This window comes from Rhodoferax sp. ZS1R8, assembly GCF_056521325.1.
Map to the genome: position 1 here is coordinate 632,468 of NZ_JBWMBA010000004.1, position 19,677 is coordinate 652,144.

Below are 19,677 nucleotides of genomic sequence, written 5' to 3' on the forward strand. Positions count from 1 at the left end.
CCCCCGTTCAAGGCTTCCGCGGTACTTGGATGTATGCAGTGAACTCCACCCCGCTGGATTTCTGGAAATGAAGTATTTTGCTGATTAGCCGCCCATCCAAAACATGGTTGGTCGACAACATCAGCATGCCGCTGGGAGTCACCAAGTCACGAGAGAGGACCATCCCTGCCTCCAGCTCGTTGGCCGGCACAGCTCTCTCTTGCATACGCGCGGTCTCTGCCTCTTCCCGGGCACCGCCACCCAACAACTCCACAAACGCGGCGACTACCTGTGGGTCGTAACGCTTGCCACTGCCATGAACGATGATGATTTTTGCATCTTCCGGGGTGAGTTTGCGCTGGGTCAACGTGCCAATTTGCATGCTGTCAAAGTCACTCGCCACAGCCAGTATTCGTGCTCCTATGGGGATGTTGTTACCTGATATTTTTTCGGGGAATCCAGACCCGTCGAAACGCTCAAATTGCGCACAGATAATTTCTATCTGGCCCTTCAAATCCGGCAGTGGCATGAGCAACTGTTCAGCTTGCACAATGTGGTTGCGGTAGGCATCCAACTGCACCGGCGTCATCATCGCGACGGGTGTTTTAAGCAACTCGTCAGCAAAGCCAACCTTGCCAATCTCGTGTAGCAGGCCGGCAATGAATATCTCCTGGACCAGCTTGCCCTCCAGCTTCATTGTGTGTGCAATTTTTCTAGAGAGGTCCGCCACGCGGCGGGAATGTCCCGAAAGATTGCCACCACGCATTTCTATCAGGGTAGAGAATATTTTTATCGACGTTACGAAATTGGTTTTGAGTTTTTCGTTCGCGACAGTTATCTCAGCAGTGCGTGCCTCTACCTTGCTCTCCAAACTGGCATTCAGGGATTTAAGTTCTTCGTTCTGATCTACCGTCAGCTTTTCGAGTCGCTTTCTTTCCTGGTCCAACGCCTTGCGCTCCAGGGCCTGGCGCACGATCAACACGATATCGTGGTCATCCCAGGGTTTTGTAATGTAGCGGTAAATCTCGCCGCGGTTGATGGCGCCAATGATGGACGTCACATCTGAATAGCCCGTGAGCAGTAAACGAACGGTGTCGGGCATGCGCTCACGTACTTTATGCAGAAACTCAGCGCCATCCATTTCGGGCATGCGCATATCAGAGATGACTAGATCCACTGGCTCCTTCTGCAAAAGTTCCAGCCCAGCGGCACCGCCTAGCGCCGTTTTTACCTGGAAACCTTCACTGCGAAAGAGCCGCCGCAGAGCAGACAGAATGTTGGGCTCATCATCGACACACAAAATAGTGGGCGCCACAGTAATCGTGGGCATCGGAGTCGGCTGTTCAGGATTCATTGTGACCCTACAGGTGCTGGTTGTTCACTGCTCGGTTGACGCAGAGGCATGGTGACACGAAATGTTGTTCCTTTTCCAACTTCCGTTTCCACGTCAATAGAGCCGAGGTGTTTTTGAATAATGCCGTATGACAGTGACAGCCCCAAACCCGTACCTTTGCCGATAGGCTTGGTTGTGTAAAACGGATCAAAGATGCGGGGCAATACATCCTTGGGAATGCCTGACCCCGTGTCGGACACGGAAAACCATGCGTTGCCGTCCACCACACCAGTTCGAATGGTGATCTTGCCCCGCTCGTCACCAATTGCGTGTGTTGCATTGACTACCAGGTTCAACACTACCTGGTTTATTTGTGACGCCATGCATTGCACCAAAGGCAGTTCGCCATAGACTTTCACCACATCTGCTTTGTACTTAATCTCACTGTTGACAACGTTCAGTGTCGAATCAATGGAGTCGTTCAGATTGAAAAATTGCCAATCGCTTGTCGAATCCACATGCGAAAAGTCTTTTAAGTCCTGGACGATTTTGCGCACACGAACAATGCCTTCTTTTGACTCACTCATCAAAGCAGGAATGTCTTCCTTCAGGAACTCCAACTCTATCGCTTGCTTCAACGCCGCTATCTCGGACGCCATACCCGGATCTGCGCAACCGGCCTCCGCCTTCTCATACGCGCAAAGCATCCGGAACAGATTGGCTAGGTAGGCCTCTAACGTTCCGAAATTAGAGAATATGTAACCAATCGGATTATTGATTTCGTGGGCGACGCCGGCAGCCAACTGACCGATAGAGGCCATCTTTTCAGACTGGATCAGACTTTCCTGGGCCACCGACAGCTTGGCATTGAGGGTGTTGAGCTCTGCGTTTCTTCGCATCAGCTCCTGCTCTGCCAATTCCCGCCGCGTCACGTCGTCTCGCAAGGTCTGGTTGGCATGCGCTAGCTGTGCAGTGCGCTGTTCGACCACCCGCTCCAGACCACTGCGCTGTTCGTCCAAAAGGCATAAGGCCTGATAAGCGCGCAGCTTGCTGTACAGCAAGGTGTGCAGCTTACCCCTCGTCATTTCAGACTTTTCCTTGTAATCATCAATCTCATATTCACGGATGACGTTGTCTTCTGGGGCCTGCCCAGCCTGGCCAGTCCGCAGGACAAGCCGCGTATGGTGGTTGCGCAAAGTGTTGCGAACATGGTGGACCAACTCAAGCCCAGCGTATTCTGTCTCCATGACCACGTCCACAATGGCTAGGGCAATATCATCGCGCGAGTCAAAAATTTTCCGTCCCTGTGCGCCTGAATGGGCAATCACCAACTCAAGAGACTTCTGCTGAAACTCAAACCCGTGCAGGGCAAGCTTCGTGGCGGTGTGAACAGAGTCATCGTCATCGACCAACAAAACACACCACGAGCCCTGCAATGGGGTACTCGGCAGACTCAGCTCGTCCGAGAACTGCACGTTTTGGTCTGATTCAATGGAAATCACGGGCGTTATTTAGTTGCGTTTTGGGCGGACGACCGGCTTAGGCCGGGGCCCCAGTAGGAACGACGATCGGTTGGGTAATGGGCAGCGAGACGCGGAACGTGGTGCCTTGGCCTATCTCGGTTTGCACATCGATGTTGCCGTGGTGCTTTTGGATAATTCCATAGGAGAGTGACAATCCCAAACCCGTACCCTTGCCAATCGGCTTGGTGGTGTAAAACGGATCAAAAATACGCGGTAAAACGTCCTTCGGAATTCCGGCACCCGTGTCCGTTACTGAGAACCAGGCGGTATTGCCCTCTATGCCTGTTCTGATCGTAATTTTCCCCCGTTCACTGCCAATGGCGTGGGCCGCATTAACAACCAGATTCATAACTACCTGGTTAATTTGGGAAGACATGCATTGCACCAGCGGCAGCTCGGCGTAGTCTTTCACCACGTCTGCCTTGTATCGAATCTCGCTGTTAACCACATTGAGCGTGGAGTCAATACCTTGGTTCAGATTGGTAAATTGCCAATCGGTAGTCGCATCGACGTGAGAAAAATCCTTCAGGTCTTGCACAATTTTTCGCACCCGCACAATGCCCTCTTTGGACTCGCTCATCAAAGTCGGAATGTCTTCTTTGAGAAACTCCAACTCGATGCTGGCTTTTAATGCCACTATGCCCGAAACAGTGTTCGGGTCTGAACAGCATGATTCAGCTTTTTCGTATGCACCGAGCATTTGGAAAAGGTCGGTCAGGTACTTCTCCAAGGTCCCAAAGTTAGAAAAAATATAGCCAATAGGGTTATTGATTTCATGCGCAACGCCGGCCGCTAACTGGCCTATGGATGCCATCTTCTCCGACTGAATCAAACTTTCCTGGGCCAGGGACAACTTTGCGTTAAGTGCATTGAGTTCTGTATTTCTACGGGTCAACTCCTGCTCTGCAAGCTCGCGCCGCGTTACATCGTCTCGCAAGGTTTGGTTCGCATCAGCCAACTCCGCCGTACGCTGCTCAACTATCTGCTCCACTTCCAGTTGGGCCTTGAGCAAAGCATCGTCAACAACTTTCCGTTCAGTAATGTCTTGCAGGGTTTCGATGGCGCCTACGATTTCGCCCGCGGGGTTGCGCAACGGCGCAGCGGTAAAAAATAGCCACCGACCACCGGCCCCTAACTCTGGGAAAAAACCCTCTGCCTCGTAGGCATCTGGTACCGAGAGAGAACTACGGTAGCTGCTTTGGTAAAGATCGTCTATGATTTCTTTGATAGCGCCGTCGACAATCAAGTCGGCCATCACTGGGCGCTCTCTGCCATAAAAGAACTTGCCTACTCCCTTTTTTCCAAGAACATGATTTGCAGATATTCCTAAGATATTTGCACAGGCTTTGTTGAGGTGGATGACGACATGCTCCATATCAATGACAAAGGTCGGGACCGGGTTGTCATCAAAAACATTGGCCTGGCCTATGTCCTTCATCTCATGCTCCCGTTAAGCGTTCAAGATCAAACTTGCGCCTTCGAACTGCTTCTCGACCCGCGCAAACACTATTAACAGGTCTTTATCGCTGACTCCAAATTTTTGCCAATAAATGGCTGGCACGTACGGCACGCTCTCGTCTTCATCCATAGACAGGTCAAGCGCATGGGCAATGGCGTTTGCGGCGACAAGTACGTAGCCCAAGGGTGTTATGGAATCTGAAAGCGGTTGGTGGTGTGTTGCTACAGCTTGCTGCAAGGAGTCAGGAAACTTCCAGTAATTGGTTAACCAATGTCCCACCTGGGAGTGATCAATTTCCAGCACTGCACGCTCCGCGTCCAGCAGACTGCATTTCTGGTTAGCCTGGTAGGTCAGTGCCGCTTCGTATTGGGTGGGGAAAAGCGCTACCAAAACCATGCGCCCCACGTCATGCAGCAAGCCCGAGGTATATGCGTGCTCAGGATTGAGTTTGAAATACGGTGCCAGCTCTCTTGTGCACAAGGCTGTGGCTATGGCATGGCGCCAAAAAGCGGTTACGTTAAAGCTGGCTTTAGTGCTTGTCGCAAAGGCTCCCAATAGCGCAGCCGTTATCACCACCCCGCGGATAGTCCTGATGCCAAGTATGGTGATAGCCTCCTGGATGGTGCTTATCTGGTTGGCCATTCCATAGAACGATGAATTTGCCAGGCGCAGCGACCGAGCGGTCAGACTGGGGTCTAACGCGATCTTGCGCGCCAGCTCCGCCACGTCAACGTCTTCTTGGTCAATGCTGACCAACAGGTCGTGCACTACCGTGGGCAGCGCTGGCAAGCGGCGGATGCCTTTCATCACATCATCCAAATTCAGCGCTGTCATTTTGGTTCACCTAGGCGGTAGCGACGAACCAACTCAAACAGAAAACGGTCGCCGGGGTCTTCCATCGGTTGGTTGCGAAACAAATGTTCAAGCCGCGCTAATGCATCTGCACTCGTCGGGAGTGACGAGTCGCGATGTGGCGGGTCCGATGGCTGCTCGCTATTGTTCATTGCAACGGCTCCTTCTTTGAAAAGAAAATTAGCTTGCCTCTAGAGCGCGAAGTCTTTCCCATGCAATGCCAACGGATGATTTGGTTGCAGCCAGCAAGGAGCAACGAATCTGCCTCACCCTCTCCCGTACTTTCCAGTACCGCCGCAACGGTCGGTAAAACTTCAACCAAGCCCATGCCGATGAGTGGGCCATATTGTGCAAATGACACTTCGGCGGCAGTGTTGCAAAAGATCATCAACCCCTCGTCATCGACGCCAATGATGGGTAGAGGCACAAATTGCAGGGCCTCCCTGGCGATTGAAAGGCTTACTTCATCCCGGTCAATTTGCTTGCGATTGGCTGCGATTGCATCGTTCAACTGGCGGTTGATGGCAACAAGATCACGGTTGCTCGCACGAATCCTGATGTCCAGTTGCTGATTTTTTTCCTGCAACTCACTGTGCTCAAATGCGCGAAAAACCTGCTCCCTGAGTTGCTCGTCGTCCCACGGTTTTGTCAGAAAACGGTAGATGGCACCCTCGTTGATTGCTTGGGTGACGTACTGCAACTCCGCGTACCCCGACAAAATGATGCGGATCGTCTCCGGGTGCTGTATCTTGGCCGCTCTCAAAAACTCAACACCTGACATACCCGGCATTCGCTGGTCCGAGATGATGACGTTAATCTTTTGTGATGACAGAATCTTTAAGCCTTCTTCGCCGCTGCTCGCGGTATAGATGGTGTGCCCATCTCGTCTGAACAGCCGCTTAAGGGAGGTGACTACATTCGGTTCGTCATCAACCAGCAACAAAGTACGTGGCTTCGCGCGAAAGCGCAATAGATGGGCAGGCAACTCCCTGCCTTCGGTCAACATAGCTCTCATACCATCCAGCGGGACCGGAGGGGAGAAGAAATGGCCCTGAATCCCGTCACACCCGCTGGTCCGCATGATTTCACATTCGGCCTCCGTCTCCACTCCCTCTGCAATTATTTTCAAGCCCAAACCGTGCGCCATAGCAATGATGACGTTGACTATCGACGTGTCTGCTGGGTTGGCGCCGACCTCTCGAACAAAGGATTCGTCTATCTTGATCGTGTGGAAAGGGTAGCGCTTTAGATAGCTCAACGACGCGCACCCGGTGCCAAAATCATCCAATGACAAGAGCACACCCATCTCTTTTAACGACTGGAATATGGTCTCGCACTGGTTCTCTTCATCCATCAGCGTGGATTCAGTGATTTCTAGATGTAACCGTCCAGGTTCGATCTGGAATTCGTCCGTGGCAATCTTCACGTGTTGGACCAAGTGGGTGTCGCGACATTGGACTGTCGACAAATTGACCGCAACATGCGGTATGGCGCATCCACCGTCCAGCAAGGTACGCAAGTCTTGGCACACCCTGCGCAATACCCAAAAGCCAACATCATCGATCAGACCAGACTGCTCCGCTAAAGGTATCAGGGAAAGCGGTTCGACCGGACCCCACCGCGGGCTATTCCAGCGCAGGAGCGCTTCCATGCCATTGACCTTTCCCGTCACTAAATTCACGATAGGTTGGTACAGCACGAGCAGCTCACCTCGCTCTATAGCGCCGTGCAGGTCCGCCGCCATATCGGGCAAGAGATGCGCTACCCTGTGCTCCGCTGTAGGATCTTTGGAACTAATCATGTTCAAACCTTTGAGAACATCTTGGCCTCTGTCAAGACCAATGACAAGTCGCCCAAAGACAGCACAACTTCGTCCAGGGAACCGCCGAATCGCGCTGCTATCGAGGCAGGGAGTTCGTCCACATAAGGATTCCCGGCAAAACCCAGCGCCATCTTTTTGCTGATCTGGTTGGCTGCAAAGACGCAAGCAACCATGTCGGTGTCTTTCATTTCCGGTCCGTATTGGTGACGGATGGTTTCGACCAGACTAGGCGCAAAATTCCATTTCTCAACCAGCATCGCCCCGACCACGGCATGGTCTACGCCAATCGTCTCGCGCAACGCTGCATGCAAGGAGGTTTCGTTCCATAGGCTGAACTCCAGGGCCTTGCGAAACTCCATAGGCATATGGCGAGCGAACACCACTTTGCCAAAGTCGTGCAGTAGCCCCGCGATAAAACACTCCATTGGCTCCACACCGTGCAAACGATTTGCCAACTGTTTAGCTATTACTGCAGTTGATAGGGAATGCAGCAAATACTGCTGTCCATCCAAGCCAGCAATGTTGCCCAAGGGCAACACACCCATGGCGGCAATACCCAGCGCCAGATTTTTAATGGTGTTGAACCCGAGGTACACCACGGCATGGTTAATAGAAGTAACTTGTTTTGGCAGGCTGTAGTGCGCTGAATTGATAACCCGCAGTACTTTTACGGTCATCACCGGATCTTTATCAATAACCTGAACAAGATCCTTGGGAGAGCAAGCGACGTCTCGAGTCATCTCCAGTATTTTTTGGACGCTTTGTGGGAACGCGGGCATGCTGTCAACCGCAGCCACCAGTTTTAGCGAAAGCTCAGGTGCCATTGGTTTAGTTTGATCCCAAACCACCTGACCAGTCAATAGGTCGAACCTCCCCTTGGGCAGGGACCTCACTTACAAATGGTAGTAAGTACGCCCCACGCCCATCATCAAATTTGCTAGTTCTAAGGGACTATTCAATGGTGGTGACCATGCTCACCATGCACATGCTTGTGCGCAATCTCTTCCGCCGATGCGGCGCGCACATCCACCACTTTGATGCCGAACGTCAGCGTTTGCCCTGCAAGGGAGTGGTTGCCGTCCAGGTGCACGGTGTCGCCCTTGATCTTGACGACGGTGAACACGTGGTCCTGTCCGTCTTCGCCACGACCTTGCAGATGGCCACCGACCTTGACGCCAGGGGGAAAGTCTTTCTTGGCGATGGTGGTGATCAGTTGCGGATTGTGCTGGCCGAAGGAGTCTTCGGGGGCCAACGTCAGCGAGACTTCGTAGCCCGCTTCGTGGCCTTCCAGCGCTTCTTCGACCTTGGGGAAGATGTTGTCGTAGCCGCCATGCAGGTAGACCATGGGCTCGGTGCCCTTGTCGATGACCTTGCCTGCGGCGTCGGTTACGGAGAAACGCAGGGTGACGGCGGTGTCTTTGTCGATTTTCATGGGATTACAAAAGTAGGTAGTGGCGTAGAAAGATGGCCGCTATTCTCGCCGCAGTTCAGTCCCCTTCATTCTCGATGGGGGGCGATGGATTCTGCGTAGTCGTACAGCGCGCCCAAGATGGCCTCGCCGCGCTCGTCTTCTACCGACTCGGACAACTGGTCGATTTCATCAAACAGCTGCTCGACGGTGCGCGCTCCGTAGGCCCCGTCAAACAGGCGCTCTGCGCGGTGCGCCTCCCAGCGTTCGGACTCTTCTTCGGTCAACAACTCGGGGAAATTGCGCGCCCGGTAGCGGAACAGCAGTTCAGGCAGCCGCGGGTCATCAAACGCCGGGTGGGCGTTGGACAACTGCTGCGGCGACATGGCGCGCAGATCATTCAGGCGGCGCCTGTCCGTATTGCCGACAAAACCACCGTACAGGTCTTCATCTACGTCCGGCCGGGCTGGCTCGGACCGCTCAAACACCTCGGGCCAGATGGCGCTCATGTCGGGCAGGTCGCGCGCCCATTCGGCGTGGCGCAGTTGGGCGTCTACATCGATGCCCCAGCGCTGGGCCATGGTGGGCGATAGAACCTTCAGATTCGCCATCACCATTGGCGATTTGTTCAGGTGGATGGTCTTGACCGGCAGGCGGGTCATGCCCTCAGGCAGATCCGCGGTCTTGCTGAACAGGCGCAGGCGCAACTCCTCCACCGATAGCGTCTCCAGCTCGCGCGGATCGAAAGCCAGATCCCAGGCGATCAGCTCATTCTTGTTCTTGGGGTGCATGGCCAGCGGCCACATCAGCGCCAGGCAACCGCGCTCGGCGGCGAACATGCCGGATATGTGCCAAAACGGCCGCGCGTGCTGGGGCGTGGTGGGCAGGCCCAGCTCGGCGGCCACACGGTCCTTTTTGTGCAGGCCCAAGCAGAATTCAAATAGACGCGGTTGGGCAGTTTTGATCAAGCGGGCTAGCGCGATGGTGGCCCGGACATCGCTCAACGCGTCGTGGGCGGCTTCGTGCAGCAGCCCATTGGCAGCGCTCAGATCAGTCAGCTTGAAGCTGGCACCTCCCTCGGGCTTGGTCGGCCATTCAATGCCCTCCGGCCGCAGGGCATAAGCGGTGCGCACCACGTCCAGCAAATCCCAGCGGCCGCACTGGTTTTGCCATTCACGGGCATAGGGGTCGATCAGGTTGCGCCAGAACAAAAAGCGCGTGATCTCGTCGTCAAACCGTATCGTGTTGTAGCCCACGCCGATGGTGCCGGGCAGGCTGAAGGCCTGCTCAATGGTGGCGGCAAACTGGTGCTCGGGCACGCCCTGTTGCAGGCACTGCTGGGGTGTGATGCCGGTGATCAGGCAAGACTGCGGGTCGGGCAAGAAGTCTGGCGCCGGCTGGCAGAACAGCATGATGGGCTCGCCCAGCTCGTTCAGATCCGCGTCGGTGCGGATGGCGGCAAACTGCGCGGGCCGGTCGCGCCGAGGCACGGCGCCAAAGGTTTCGTAGTCGTGCCAGAGGAAGGTGTGGCTGTCCATGGGTGAAGTGGTCTATGCAGTTGGGGCAACACTACACTATTGCACAGACCCAGGAGAGCCCTGCCCATGAACCCTTGTTGCACGATGCGCCGCGGCGCCTGCCATTCGCCGATAGTGCACGCACCAAGGGGCCGGTGTGCGTAGGCTGGTGGCGCTGGGCGGGCTTCTCATCATTCCACTGGCGCTGCTGCTGTTCGCGCAGTGGCCGTTGCGTGACGCCCTGCAAGCCTATTCGCGCCAGGCCAATGATCTGGCCCAGATACTGTTTTCGCTGTACGCAGCCGTTGCCATCACCGCGGCATCGCGGTCAAAAAGCCATCTAGCCCTCGTCAAACATGCCTCACCCGCTATCAAATCGGGAGCACCGTGGCGCAACTGGGCATTGCTGCTGTGTGTAGCACCATGGGCCGCGTTCCTGCTGTGGGCGGCCGCACCGCAAATGCTGGAGTCAATACTGGTCCGTGAAAGTTTCACCGAAGGGCTGACGCCCGGCTACTTTGTGCTGCGCATCGCCTTGGTGCTGCTGGCCATGCTGGTGCTGGTGGACGCGTTTGCCCTGGCGCTGGCTCCGGTTTGGAGCCGGCTGCGTGGCACGCAAACATGATGCCAGCATTTGCTACTGGTGGCTTGTGGATGCTGATGGCGCTGGGCCTGCTGATCGTCTCCAGTGGCTTGCCGGTGTGGGCGCTGTTGATTGGCACCGCCAGCGCTTTTGCAGCCGGCGGCTGGGTGACGGGCGCCATTGACGCCCGGGTGCTCAGCGCCATCAGCGGGCGTACGCTGGGCCTGCTGGAGCACGACCTGTTGCAGGCCCTGCCGCTGTATGTGTTTGTCGGCGTGTTGCTCCAGCGGCTGACGGTGGCGGACGCCTTGTTTTCGTCACTGGCGCGCGTGTTCCGCTGGACCGGCGCGGGCACCTCGGTTGCCGCCTTTGGCGTGGGCGCCTTGATCGCACCGATGAATGGCTCGGTGGCATCGAGTTCGGCCCTGCTGGCGCGCCTGGTGGCACCGCGCCTGGGCCAACTCAATGGCGCGTCGGCCACCGCACTCATCAGCGTGTCCAGCACCATTGGCGTGGTGGTGCCGCCGTCGCTGGTACTGATCCTGCTGGGCGATGCGATGCTGCGCGCCCATACGGAGGCCAGCAACCTGCCCGGCTTTACCCTGGGCAGCCAGCGCATTATCAACACGCAAGACGTGTTCCATGCAGCCCTGCTACCTGCCGCCTGTGTGCTGCTGTTGTGGCTGCTGGTGGCGTGGTGGCAAGGCCGCATGTTCCGCGGGTCCGCTTCCGATACCAGCAGCCCTGCCAGTGCCGCACAGTGGGCTGTGTCGGGCGCAACGGTACTTGCCATCGTGTTGTTGCTTGCGGGTGTATTTACGGGCCGGGTGTTCGCCATTGAGGCAGCCGCCACCGGTGCGGTGGCCCTGGTCGCCGCCACGCTGCTGAGCCACGCGCTGACCATCGATCAGTGGAAGACCGTGTTGTCTGACACGCTAAGCCTGAGCGGTGCGCTGCTAGCGCTGCTGGTGGGCGCCAGCACATTCAGCCTGGTGTTTCGCCTGTGGGGTACGGATGCATGGATCACGCAGACCATGCTTGCATCGCCTTTGCCACCCCTGGCGACGGCCGCGCTGGTATTGGCATTGGTGGCCCTGTGCGCCTGGGTGCTGGATGCCTTTGAAATGATTTTTGTCATCATCCCCATCGTTGCGCCGCCACTGATTGCCCGGCTGGGCGACGCGCAGCAGACGGCTGTGCTCTTGCTGCTGGTATTGCAGTTGAGCTTCCTGATCCCGCCCATGGGCTACGCGGTGATGATGGCCCGGTCGCGCGCGGGCTTGGCCAACGTGCCTGTCTGGCAAACACTGCGTGCGCTGTCGCCCTATATTGCAATGCAGTGCGCGGTGACGGCGATCGTGTTTTTACAACCCTGGACAGTGCACCAGCTCGATGCGCCGTCACCCGCAGTCTCTGATCAACCAGCCCTATCGGCTCAGGATTTGGACCAGCAGATACGGGATATGGCGGATCAGGCCGGCGCGCTGGACGACGAGAAAAAGCCCTGAAACTGGTTTAAAAGGTTTCCCAGTCGTCGTCCGAGCCGCGTGCGGCAGGCTTGGGTGCCGCGGCAGTGTGTTGCTTTGCGGGCGCAGCGAGTTTTTGCAGCGGCTTGCCGGCAGACCTGGCCGCAGGTTTGGCGATGGCTTTGGGTGCTGGTGCACGGTTGGCCGCGGCGGTGGGCCGGTGGGATGGTGCAGCTTTTGCACGGTGTGGCGTGGGCTTAGGCGGTGCGCCAGCCATATTGCCCGGCAGTTTGAACTCGCCTACCAGGGCATGCAGCTTGGCGGCCTGGTGCTTCAGGCTTTCGGCTGCCGCAGTTTCCTGCTCCACCAGCGCGGCGTTCTGTTGCATGGCCACGTCCAGGTGCTCCAGCGTGGTGGATATCTCGTGCAGGCCGCGTGTCTGCTGCTGTGATTTGCCACTGGCTTCCAGAATTAGTCCGGACACGGCTTCGATGGCCTTGACCACCTCGCCCATCTTCTCGCCGGCATCGTTGACCAGACCGGCACCTTTCTCCACTTGCTCGACCGAAACGGTAATCAGGCTCTTGATCTCCTTAGCTGCTTCGGCCGATCGGCCAGCCAGTGAGCGCACTTCGGATGCCACCACGGCGAAGCCACGGCCCTGCTCACCGGCACGGGCGGCTTCCACAGCGGCATTCAGCGCCAGGATATTGGTCTGGAACGCAATGCCGTCGATGACGGAAATGATGTCGGCAATCTTGCGCGACGAGTTGTTGATCTCGCCCATTGCTGCCACGGCCTGGTTCACCACGGCCCCGCTGGTGTGGACCAGCGCGCTGGTGCCCTGGCTCAGGCTGGTGGCCTTTTGCATGGCGTCCGAGCTCTGCGCGGCCGCATCGGTCATTTCCTTCATGGCGCTGGATGCTGCCTGGAGTTCAGAGCTGCCCTGCTCGGTCCTGCGGCTCAAATCCTGATTGCCCGCCGCGATTTCGGCAGACGCATTGCTCACCTGCCAAGCCCCATCGTTGAGCGCGCCCAGCATGGAGCGTATGCGCGTTTGCAGTGCCTGCATGGTGCCCAGGCCTTCCCGCAATGTGGGGTTACCGAAGCTGGTGGACACGTCCTTCGTCAAATCGCCGTGGCCCATGCGATCGGCGCCTGAGATCAGTTCTTCGACAAACTGCTTGCTGGCCATGGCGCTGTCCAGGTAGAGCCACAGCATGAACAAGCCCACACCCAAGCTGCTGAGGATCAACGTCGTCTTGCTCCACTCCATCACTACCCCGGTGACCACCACCACTTGCAAGGTGATATTGAGCAGCAGTTGAAGGACCACGCGTTGCTTGAGGGTGAGCTGATTGAACATGCGCCATGTCTCCTAGTGTTATGGAGCTAATCTATCAGAGGCGGGGCGCCCATGGGGCAGTGTGAACCCGCGAAAAGGAGCGCAATCCCGTGGGTGGGCTCAGGCCAGAGCAGTCAGGCGCTCCAATTCGCACAGATTGGCATCACATACCGCACGAAACCCTGCGCTGATGCGATCGTCCACCGCGGCCGCAGCCCAAAAAGCCCGTGCGGCCCGGCTGGCTGCCAACCAGGCATCCCTGTCCTTTGGCGCAGGCAACCCGGGTGCGTACACCGTCTTCGGGATTTCACCGCCGGCCAGCGGAGCGTAGGCCATGGGCAGCATGTCGTACACCGGCGCAACCCGCAGGCTGGCTGCTCCTGGCACGAAGCTCACATTGCCCTTGTGCATGTCGGCATTGGCGATCAGCTTGCCAAAGGCCCAGATGGCCCGCAGCTGCGCAGCCTCGTCACTGCCCACCCAGCCCTGGGTTTGCATCTTGTCGCCAGCATCGCCCCAGTCTGTACTAGTGGTGGGCAATATGGCGGCCTCCAACGCATCCAGGCTGCACAGGGGGCTGCGGCCAAACAGGCCATGCCGGTCAAACCGCTCAACCTCTAAAAATGTGCGCCCACCGTGGTGCAGCACCCGGCTATTGGCGCTATGGATCTGCGCAATGGTCCGCACGGACTGCAGCGCCAGGTGCTCGCAGACCAGCAGGTCCGACCAACGCTGGACCGTGTCTGACCTATCGTTGGCCGAAAACTTGACGATCGCATGCTGCGTATGCGCGCCCTGCAGCTCGCGCAGCACCGTGAACTTGGGAAACTCGCCACCTGCGCTGGAGCCCGCCATGCCCCGCGCGCTGGCCTGTTCAGCAAACGCCAGGTAGCCGGCCAGCGTGTCATCCGCAGTCAACACGGTTTGTGGCGCGGCCTTGTTCTGCAGCCACAGGTCCAGGGCCCCGTCGCCGACGATGAGGTTGCCGCTGGTGTCGGTACCCCGGTTCAGCAGGATGACCAGTACATCGTCATCGCTCCACTCGCGGGGGTTGGCTGACACGCCCAGCGCGCGGGACTCCAAATGCGCAAATTGGCGGCCCAGAAAACCCTGGGGCTTCATGTCCTGCAGTGGGTACGGCAGGCCGTCGGGCCACACGCCCTGGGCAAACTCTTCTTCGACAGGCCAGCCCATGCCAGCGACATTCAGCACGGTGCCACGCGGTGCTATCAGCTCCAGTTGGCCCACCTGGGACGGCACACCATCGCGGTTGATGGCGTATACGGGCGCTGAAGTGGTCTGCCCCCGCAGCGTGCGGCGCAGAAAATAGCGTGTGCCCCGTGCCTTGCCCAGGCGCAGCACGCTATCTCCGGCCTCATTGAGCATGCGCACCATCGTCGGGGTGCTGACCTGTGCCATGGACGCCAACTCCGTGCTTTTGCTGCCAGGATTGCTCTGCAAGAGTCGGGGCAGCTGCGTGCGGGGAATGTCGAGTATTTTTGGCGGCATGTGATTCGATTTAGGAATCGATATTTTGCCACCATCGCCTTACTTTACCAATGTAACTCGTCTTACATTTCTTAAATTTGTCGTTTTTGTGATTCGATAATTTATTGATTTATCGTCAGCGCCTGCGCGCCGCCCGGACTCCGCTCAAGTCCGCCACAATGCCTAAAACCCGGTTCAGACGGCCAGAATCGCTGACTTCTACGGTAAACGTCATCCACGCAATGCCGCGTATCGACTGGGTTTGCACACCGATCACGTTCATCTTTTCCTTGGCAAACACCTCGGAGATGTCGCGCAGCAGACCCTGGCGGTCGTTGGCCTCCACGGCCACGTCCACCGGGTAGACCGAGCCATCGCCACCGGTCTTGCCGCCCCATTCCACATCGATCACGCGGTCGCCGCTGCGGGTGACCATGTTGTGCAGGTTGGAGCAATCGGCACGGTGCACGCTGACACCCTTACCCCGCGTCACAAAACCGCAGATAGCGTCGGGCGGTGCCGGCTTGCAGCACTTGGCCAGTTGCGTCATCAGCGAATCCACGCCCACCACCAGCACGCCGCCTTTACCACCCGAGGTGCGGGGCTTCTTGAGCGGCATGTAGTCGTCTTGCGCGGCCACAGGCTCGGGCGGGCGCAGCAGCATTTCGATGTTGCGCAGCGAGAACTCGTCCTTGCCCACCACCTCGAACAAATCGTCAGCCGAGTTAAAGCCCAGTTGTGACGCCAAATCGTCCAGCTTGACGGCCGTTTTACCCTCGCGCTGCAACAGCTTTTCGACCGCCTCGCGGCCTTTGGCTACTGTCTCGCCCATGGCCAGCGCGTTGAACCAGGCCCGCACCTTGGCGCGGGCGCGGTGGCTGACCAGAAAGCCCAGCTCGGGGTTCAACCAGTCGCGCGACGGGCCGCCCTCCTTCACCGTGGTTACTTCTACCGTCTGCCCGTTTTTGAGCGGTGTATTGAGCGGCACCATGGCGCCATCCACCCGCGCGCCGCGGCAACGGTGGCCCAGCGTGGTGTGCACGCTGTAGGCAAAGTCGACTGCGGTAGCACCCTGGGGCAGCTCCACAATGGCTGCATTGGGCGTCAGCACATAGATGCGATCGTCGAAGCTGACCTCTCCTTTGTGCCCCTCTTGTGCGCCGGACAGGTCGCGCTCCCAGGCCAGCAACTGGCGCAGCACGGCGATCTTGGCGTCGTACTCGCCCGCCGCGGTAACGCTGCCACCGTAGCCCTTGGCACCTGCCTCTTTATAGGCCCAGTGGGCGGCGACGCCGATCTCGGCATGGTCGTGCATAGCCTGCGTGCGAATCTGCACCTCGATAGGTTGGCCCGCAGAGCGTCCGGCCGCCGGGCCGCCCCTAGGCGGGACAGCCCCCTCGGGGGGCAGCGACCCACGCAGCGTCGGAGCGTGGGGGCTACTTTCGCGCACTACCGTGTGCAGCGACTGGTAGCCATTGGCCTTGGGCCGGGCGATGTAGTCGTCAAATTCATCGGCCACGGGCGCAAACTGGCTGTGCACCCAGCTTAGCGCGGCGTAGCAATCCCGCACGTCGGGCACCACAATGCGCAGCGCGCGGATGTCGTACACCTGCTCAAACCCCAGCGACTTGCCGCGCATCTTTTTGACGATGCTGTAAATGTGTTTGGGCCGACCCTGCACGGTGGCGTGTATGCCCTGGCGGGCCAAATCTTCGGCCAACTGCTGGCGCAGTTTTTCGACATGGGCCTCTCGCTCCACACGCTTTTCGTCTAGCAGCTTGGCCACTTGGCGGTAAGTGTCGGGCTCCAGGAAGCGGAAGGACCGGTCTTCTATCTCCCACTTGATTTCCCAGATACCCAGGCGGTTGGCCAGCGGCGCAAACACCTGCAGCGATTCACTGGCCAGCCCGGGCGGCACCGGCAGTTTGGTGGCGGCAAAGTAACGCAGCGTCTGCAGCCGTGATGCCAGGCGCAGCATGACCACACGCAAATCGCGTGAGAAGGCCAGCAGCATCTTGCGCACGCTTTCGGTCTGCGAAGCTGTTGCCCCCACGCTCCACCGCTGCGCCGGTCGCTGCCCCCCAGGGGGGCCGTCGGTGCCTTGGGGCGGCCCGGCGGCACCGTCCGTCTGTGCCATCGGTATCGGCGTGGCGGCATGGCCTGCAGACACCTGGGCCAAGCGTGCCATGCGCTGCACGCGCACGAGCTTGGTGGTCTCCATGGCCAGGTCGGCGAAATTGCTGCCGAAGGCCTTGGCAATTACCTCATGCGGTTTGTTCAGGTGGTCGCACGTGTAGACCAGGTAGCAGGCCGCCTGCATGGCCTGCGAGCCGCCGATGCTGTGCAGGATGCGCGCCACCGCATCGGCATGGGCCAGCACGTTTTCGCCGGTATCCAGGGTTTCGCTGCCCAAGAGCGGCTCGGCAAATGATCGGGCGCGCACCAGCGCATCGGCCTGTTCGGGCAGGGTATCGGCAGTAGCGGCAATCAGCGGAGCGGTCGGGGCGTGCTCAGACGTATGGCTTTTCATGGGAGCACAGAAAACATAAACAAATCAGCCCAGCACAAAGCTGGTCACAGCCTCCACCTGGTCCGGCGCAATCAGCGTGGGCGCGTGGCCTACACCGGCAAATTCGACCAGGCGGGCCTTGGGGCCGCGCTCGGTCATCATCTTGGCGGTCTGCGGTGACAGCAGATCCGACTGGGCACCGCGCAGCACCAGGGTTTGCGCCTGCAGACCGTCATACAAGGTCCACAACATGGCCTCGCCTTGCGCGGCTGCCTCTTGCGTGACGGCGGTAAAGGGCACGGCAATGGCAGGGTCGTAATGCAGCGTAACCGCTGTGTCCGATCCCGGCACGGGCTTGACCATGTGGCGGGACAGCTCCATCCATTGCTCGGGGGTATGCGGCCCAAAACTGGTGGAGATGGACCACATCGCATCGGCCGCCTGCTGCAACGAATCATACCTGACCGCGCGCCCCAGGTAAGCGCCGATGCGGGCCAAGGCCTCCCACTGGATGCTCGGGCCTACATCGTTCAGCACCAAACGCCGCACCTGCAGCGGCAGCGGAAATTGCTTTTGCCCGAACACGGCCATACCAATCAGGCCGCCCATGCTGGTGCCCACCCAATCCAAGGTTTGGGTGGTCGGTTTCAAATGCATCAAGAGCGCCACCATGTCGCCAGCGTAGGCCGGGATCTGGTAGCCCTGCGGATCGGCCAGCCAATCGCTCTTGCCCCGGCCCACTACATCCGGGCAGACCACACGCAGCGCACCACCGGCCTTGGCCACCAGGGCCTGGGCCAGCACATCAAAGTCCCGCCCCTGGCGCGACAGGCCGTGCACGCAGACCACCACGTGGCTTGCCGCTGGGTCGCCCCACTCCCAAAATGCCATGCGATGCCCGGCACCGGTGTCGGGGCACGGTAAGTAGTTCAGCTTAGGGTCAGACATGGTGCAATGGGTGGTTTGATAATGAAGCGTTGGGCATTGGTCCTGTTTGCAACGGGTTTTGCAAGTTCAATGCCACGGGTGAATCGTAATTGATTAAAAAGGAAGACCATGCTCAAAGGTAAAACAGCTCTCGTTACCGGTTCCACCAGCGGTATTGGCCTCGGCATTGCCAAGGCATTGGCGGCCCAGGGCGCCAACATCGTGCTCAATGGCTTTGGTGATGTGGAAGGCCCCAAGGCTGAAGTGGCTGCCTTGGGCGTGCAGGTGGCCTACCACGGCGCAGACATGAGCAAGCCCGCCGAGATCGAAGACATGATCAGTTTTGCCACCAAAACCTTTGGTAGCCTGGACATCTTGGTCAACAACGCCGGTATTCAGCACGTGGCCCGCATCGAGAGCTTCCCGGTTGAGAAGTGGGACGCCATCATCGCCATCAACATGAGCAGCGCCTTCCACGCCACCCGCCTGGCACTGCCCGGCATGCAGGCCAACAACTGGGGCCGCATCATCAATGTGGCATCAGTCCACGGCCTCGTGGGTTCGGCTGAAAAATCTGCCTATGTGGCGGCCAAGCACGGCGTGGTGGGCCTGACCAAGGTCACTGCGCTGGAAAACGCCACCACCGGCGTCACCTGCAACGCCATCTGCCCCGGATGGGTGCTGACGCCGCTGGTGCAAAAACAGGTGGACGCCAAGGTTACGGCCCAAGGTATCAGCAATGCCGACGCCACCAAGCAGCTGCTGGGCGAGAAGGAGCCATCGCTACAGTTCACGACGCCCGAAGAGCTGGGCGCGCTGTCTGTGTTCTTCTGCTCCCCCGCCGGGAATAATGTGCGGGGTGTGGCCTGGAATATGGACGGCGGCTGGGCGGCTCAGTGACGAATCGGGCTGTAGCCCTCGTGCAGCGTGCGTAAGCAGCTACTGTTTTTATAGCTAATCTGAAAGGCCTGCTCTGTCGCCGGTGGCATTGGGCGCTCGCCGGTAATGCATGGCCACCACTGCGTTGCTGAGCGGCTTGGCCGAGAGCAACTCCAGCCGCCGCGTACTGGGCAGCCCGCCCCCGTACAGGGTAGGGCCATGGCCGGCGATCCTGGGGTGGATGAGGAATTTGTACTCGTCGATCAGATCCAGCCGGTCCAGCTCGGTTGCGAGCTTGCCGCTGCCGAGCAGCACGCCGGCTGGGGTCTCATCCTTGAGCTTTTCTACGCCCGTGCGCAAGTCGCCGGCGATGTGGTGGCTGTTGGTCCATGGGAAGTCCGTTCGCGTTGAAGACACTACGTACTTCGGCTTAGCCTCCAGCTTGACCGCCCAATCGCGAACCGCTGGAGGTGCATCCGTGTCGCCGCGGGCGACCGCCGGCCAGTAGCTCTCCATCATCTCGTAGGTGACGCGGCCCCACAGCATCGCGCCGGCCTCGTCCATGAGACGGGTGAAGAAGGCGTGTG

At 58.6% G+C, this 19,677-nt stretch carries 16 protein-coding genes; 3 read left to right on the forward strand and 13 right to left on the reverse strand.

Features of this window, described 5'->3' with window-relative positions; all coding sequences use genetic code 11:
* Positions 1–7: 7 nt before the first annotated feature.
* The 8 genes from nosR to sbcB form a co-directional block, all read right to left on the reverse strand.
* Positions 8–1,333 (reverse strand): response regulator c-di-GMP phosphodiesterase, NosR family, encoded by a 1,326-nt coding sequence (gene nosR, locus AC097P_RS17100; protein WP_479611625.1) that lies wholly within the window; start codon positions 1,331–1,333, stop codon positions 8–10.
* Positions 1,330–2,814, reverse strand: coding sequence for an ATP-binding protein (locus AC097P_RS17105; RefSeq protein WP_479611626.1), 1,485 nt, complete (start codon positions 2,812–2,814; stop codon positions 1,330–1,332). Before AC097P_RS17105 ends, nosR begins: the two co-directional genes overlap by 4 nt.
* A gap of 37 nt (positions 2,815–2,851) precedes the next feature.
* Positions 2,852–4,273, reverse strand: a complete 1,422-nt coding sequence (locus AC097P_RS17110; RefSeq protein WP_479611627.1) for an ATP-binding protein — start codon at positions 4,271–4,273, stop codon at positions 2,852–2,854.
* A 12-nt stretch (positions 4,274–4,285) separates the two neighbouring features.
* Positions 4,286–5,128, reverse strand: a complete 843-nt coding sequence (locus tag AC097P_RS17115) for an HDOD domain-containing protein (RefSeq protein ID WP_479611628.1) — start codon at positions 5,126–5,128, stop codon at positions 4,286–4,288.
* Between the two features lie 166 nt (positions 5,129–5,294).
* Positions 5,295–6,947, reverse strand: a complete 1,653-nt coding sequence (locus AC097P_RS17120) for an EAL domain-containing protein (RefSeq protein ID WP_479611629.1) — start codon at positions 6,945–6,947, stop codon at positions 5,295–5,297.
* 2 nt (positions 6,948–6,949) lie between these two features.
* Positions 6,950–7,792, reverse strand: coding sequence for an HDOD domain-containing protein (locus tag AC097P_RS17125; RefSeq protein ID WP_479611630.1), 843 nt, complete (start codon positions 7,790–7,792; stop codon positions 6,950–6,952).
* 131 nt (positions 7,793–7,923) lie between these two features.
* On the reverse strand, positions 7,924–8,400 hold the full coding sequence (locus AC097P_RS17130; RefSeq protein ID WP_479611631.1) for an FKBP-type peptidyl-prolyl cis-trans isomerase: 477 nt from the start codon (positions 8,398–8,400) through the stop codon (positions 7,924–7,926).
* 65 nt (positions 8,401–8,465) lie between these two features.
* Positions 8,466–9,914 carry an exodeoxyribonuclease I gene (gene sbcB / locus AC097P_RS17135; protein ID WP_479611632.1) on the reverse strand — a complete coding sequence of 483 codons (1,449 nt, stop codon included), beginning with the start codon at positions 9,912–9,914 and terminating at the stop codon, positions 8,466–8,468.
* 136 nt (positions 9,915–10,050) lie between these two features.
* Here sbcB and AC097P_RS17140 point away from each other — a divergent pair, with 136 nt between their 5' ends.
* Together AC097P_RS17140 and AC097P_RS17145 are read left to right on the forward strand one after the other, a co-directional pair.
* Complete coding sequence (locus tag AC097P_RS17140; protein WP_479611633.1) at positions 10,051–10,518, forward strand: C4-dicarboxylate ABC transporter substrate-binding protein; 468 nt, start codon at positions 10,051–10,053, stop codon at positions 10,516–10,518.
* Entirely contained in the window at positions 10,518–11,984 is a 1,467-nt protein-coding gene (locus AC097P_RS17145; RefSeq protein WP_479611634.1) for a TRAP transporter large permease subunit, read from the forward strand. Before AC097P_RS17140 ends, AC097P_RS17145 begins: the two co-directional genes overlap by 1 nt.
* Positions 11,985–11,991: 7 nt before the next feature.
* On the opposite strand, the gene AC097P_RS17150 is transcribed toward AC097P_RS17145, so the two are convergent.
* From AC097P_RS17150 to AC097P_RS17165, 4 genes are all read right to left on the reverse strand, one after another.
* Entirely contained in the window at positions 11,992–13,308 is a 1,317-nt protein-coding gene (locus AC097P_RS17150) for a methyl-accepting chemotaxis protein (protein ID WP_479611635.1), read from the reverse strand.
* Positions 13,309–13,407: 99 nt separating this feature from the next.
* The gene (yjjJ, locus tag AC097P_RS17155) at positions 13,408–14,796 is read right to left on the reverse strand and encodes a type II toxin-antitoxin system HipA family toxin YjjJ (protein ID WP_479611636.1); all 1,389 of its coding nucleotides are present in this window, start codon (positions 14,794–14,796) and stop codon (positions 13,408–13,410) included.
* Positions 14,797–14,911: 115 nt separating this feature from the next.
* On the reverse strand, positions 14,912–17,305 hold the full coding sequence (locus tag AC097P_RS17160; RefSeq protein ID WP_479611637.1) for a RelA/SpoT family protein: 2,394 nt from the start codon (positions 17,303–17,305) through the stop codon (positions 14,912–14,914).
* 24 nt (positions 17,306–17,329) lie between these two features.
* Positions 17,330–18,232, reverse strand: coding sequence for an alpha/beta fold hydrolase (locus AC097P_RS17165; protein WP_479611638.1), 903 nt, complete (start codon positions 18,230–18,232; stop codon positions 17,330–17,332).
* A gap of 108 nt (positions 18,233–18,340) precedes the next feature.
* Here AC097P_RS17165 and AC097P_RS17170 point away from each other — a divergent pair, with 108 nt between their 5' ends.
* Positions 18,341–19,111 (forward strand): 3-hydroxybutyrate dehydrogenase, encoded by a 771-nt coding sequence (locus AC097P_RS17170; RefSeq protein WP_479611639.1) that lies wholly within the window; start codon positions 18,341–18,343, stop codon positions 19,109–19,111.
* A 54-nt stretch (positions 19,112–19,165) separates the two neighbouring features.
* On the opposite strand, the gene AC097P_RS17175 is transcribed toward AC097P_RS17170, so the two are convergent.
* Positions 19,166–19,677, reverse strand: a 512-nt coding sequence (locus AC097P_RS17175; RefSeq protein WP_479611640.1) for a dihydrofolate reductase family protein, incomplete at its 5' end; no start/stop codon positions are given.

Excerpts from the sequence above, each read along its gene's own strand:
- nosR (WP_479611625.1), bottom strand. The coding sequence starts at position 1,333 with ATGAATCCTGAACAGCCGACTCCGATGCCCACGATTACTGTGGCGCCC.
- AC097P_RS17110 (WP_479611627.1), bottom strand. The coding sequence starts at position 4,273 with ATGAAGGACATAGGCCAGGCCAATGTTTTTGATGACAACCCGGTCCCG.
- AC097P_RS17115 (WP_479611628.1), bottom strand. The coding sequence starts at position 5,128 with ATGACAGCGCTGAATTTGGATGATGTGATGAAAGGCATCCGCCGCTTG.
- AC097P_RS17120 (WP_479611629.1), bottom strand. The coding sequence starts at position 6,947 with ATGATTAGTTCCAAAGATCCTACAGCGGAGCACAGGGTAGCGCATCTC.
- AC097P_RS17125 (WP_479611630.1), bottom strand. The coding sequence starts at position 7,792 with ATGGCACCTGAGCTTTCGCTAAAACTGGTGGCTGCGGTTGACAGCATG.
- AC097P_RS17130 (WP_479611631.1), bottom strand. The coding sequence starts at position 8,400 with ATGAAAATCGACAAAGACACCGCCGTCACCCTGCGTTTCTCCGTAACC.
- sbcB (WP_479611632.1), bottom strand. The coding sequence starts at position 9,914 with ATGGACAGCCACACCTTCCTCTGGCACGACTACGAAACCTTTGGCGCC.
- AC097P_RS17145 (WP_479611634.1), top strand. The coding sequence starts at position 10,518 with ATGCCAGCATTTGCTACTGGTGGCTTGTGGATGCTGATGGCGCTGGGC.
- AC097P_RS17150 (WP_479611635.1), bottom strand. The coding sequence starts at position 13,308 with ATGTTCAATCAGCTCACCCTCAAGCAACGCGTGGTCCTTCAACTGCTG.
- yjjJ (WP_479611636.1), bottom strand. The coding sequence starts at position 14,796 with ATGCCGCCAAAAATACTCGACATTCCCCGCACGCAGCTGCCCCGACTC.
- AC097P_RS17160 (WP_479611637.1), bottom strand. The coding sequence starts at position 17,305 with ATGAAAAGCCATACGTCTGAGCACGCCCCGACCGCTCCGCTGATTGCC.
- AC097P_RS17165 (WP_479611638.1), bottom strand. The coding sequence starts at position 18,232 with ATGTCTGACCCTAAGCTGAACTACTTACCGTGCCCCGACACCGGTGCC.
- AC097P_RS17170 (WP_479611639.1), top strand. The coding sequence starts at position 18,341 with ATGCTCAAAGGTAAAACAGCTCTCGTTACCGGTTCCACCAGCGGTATT.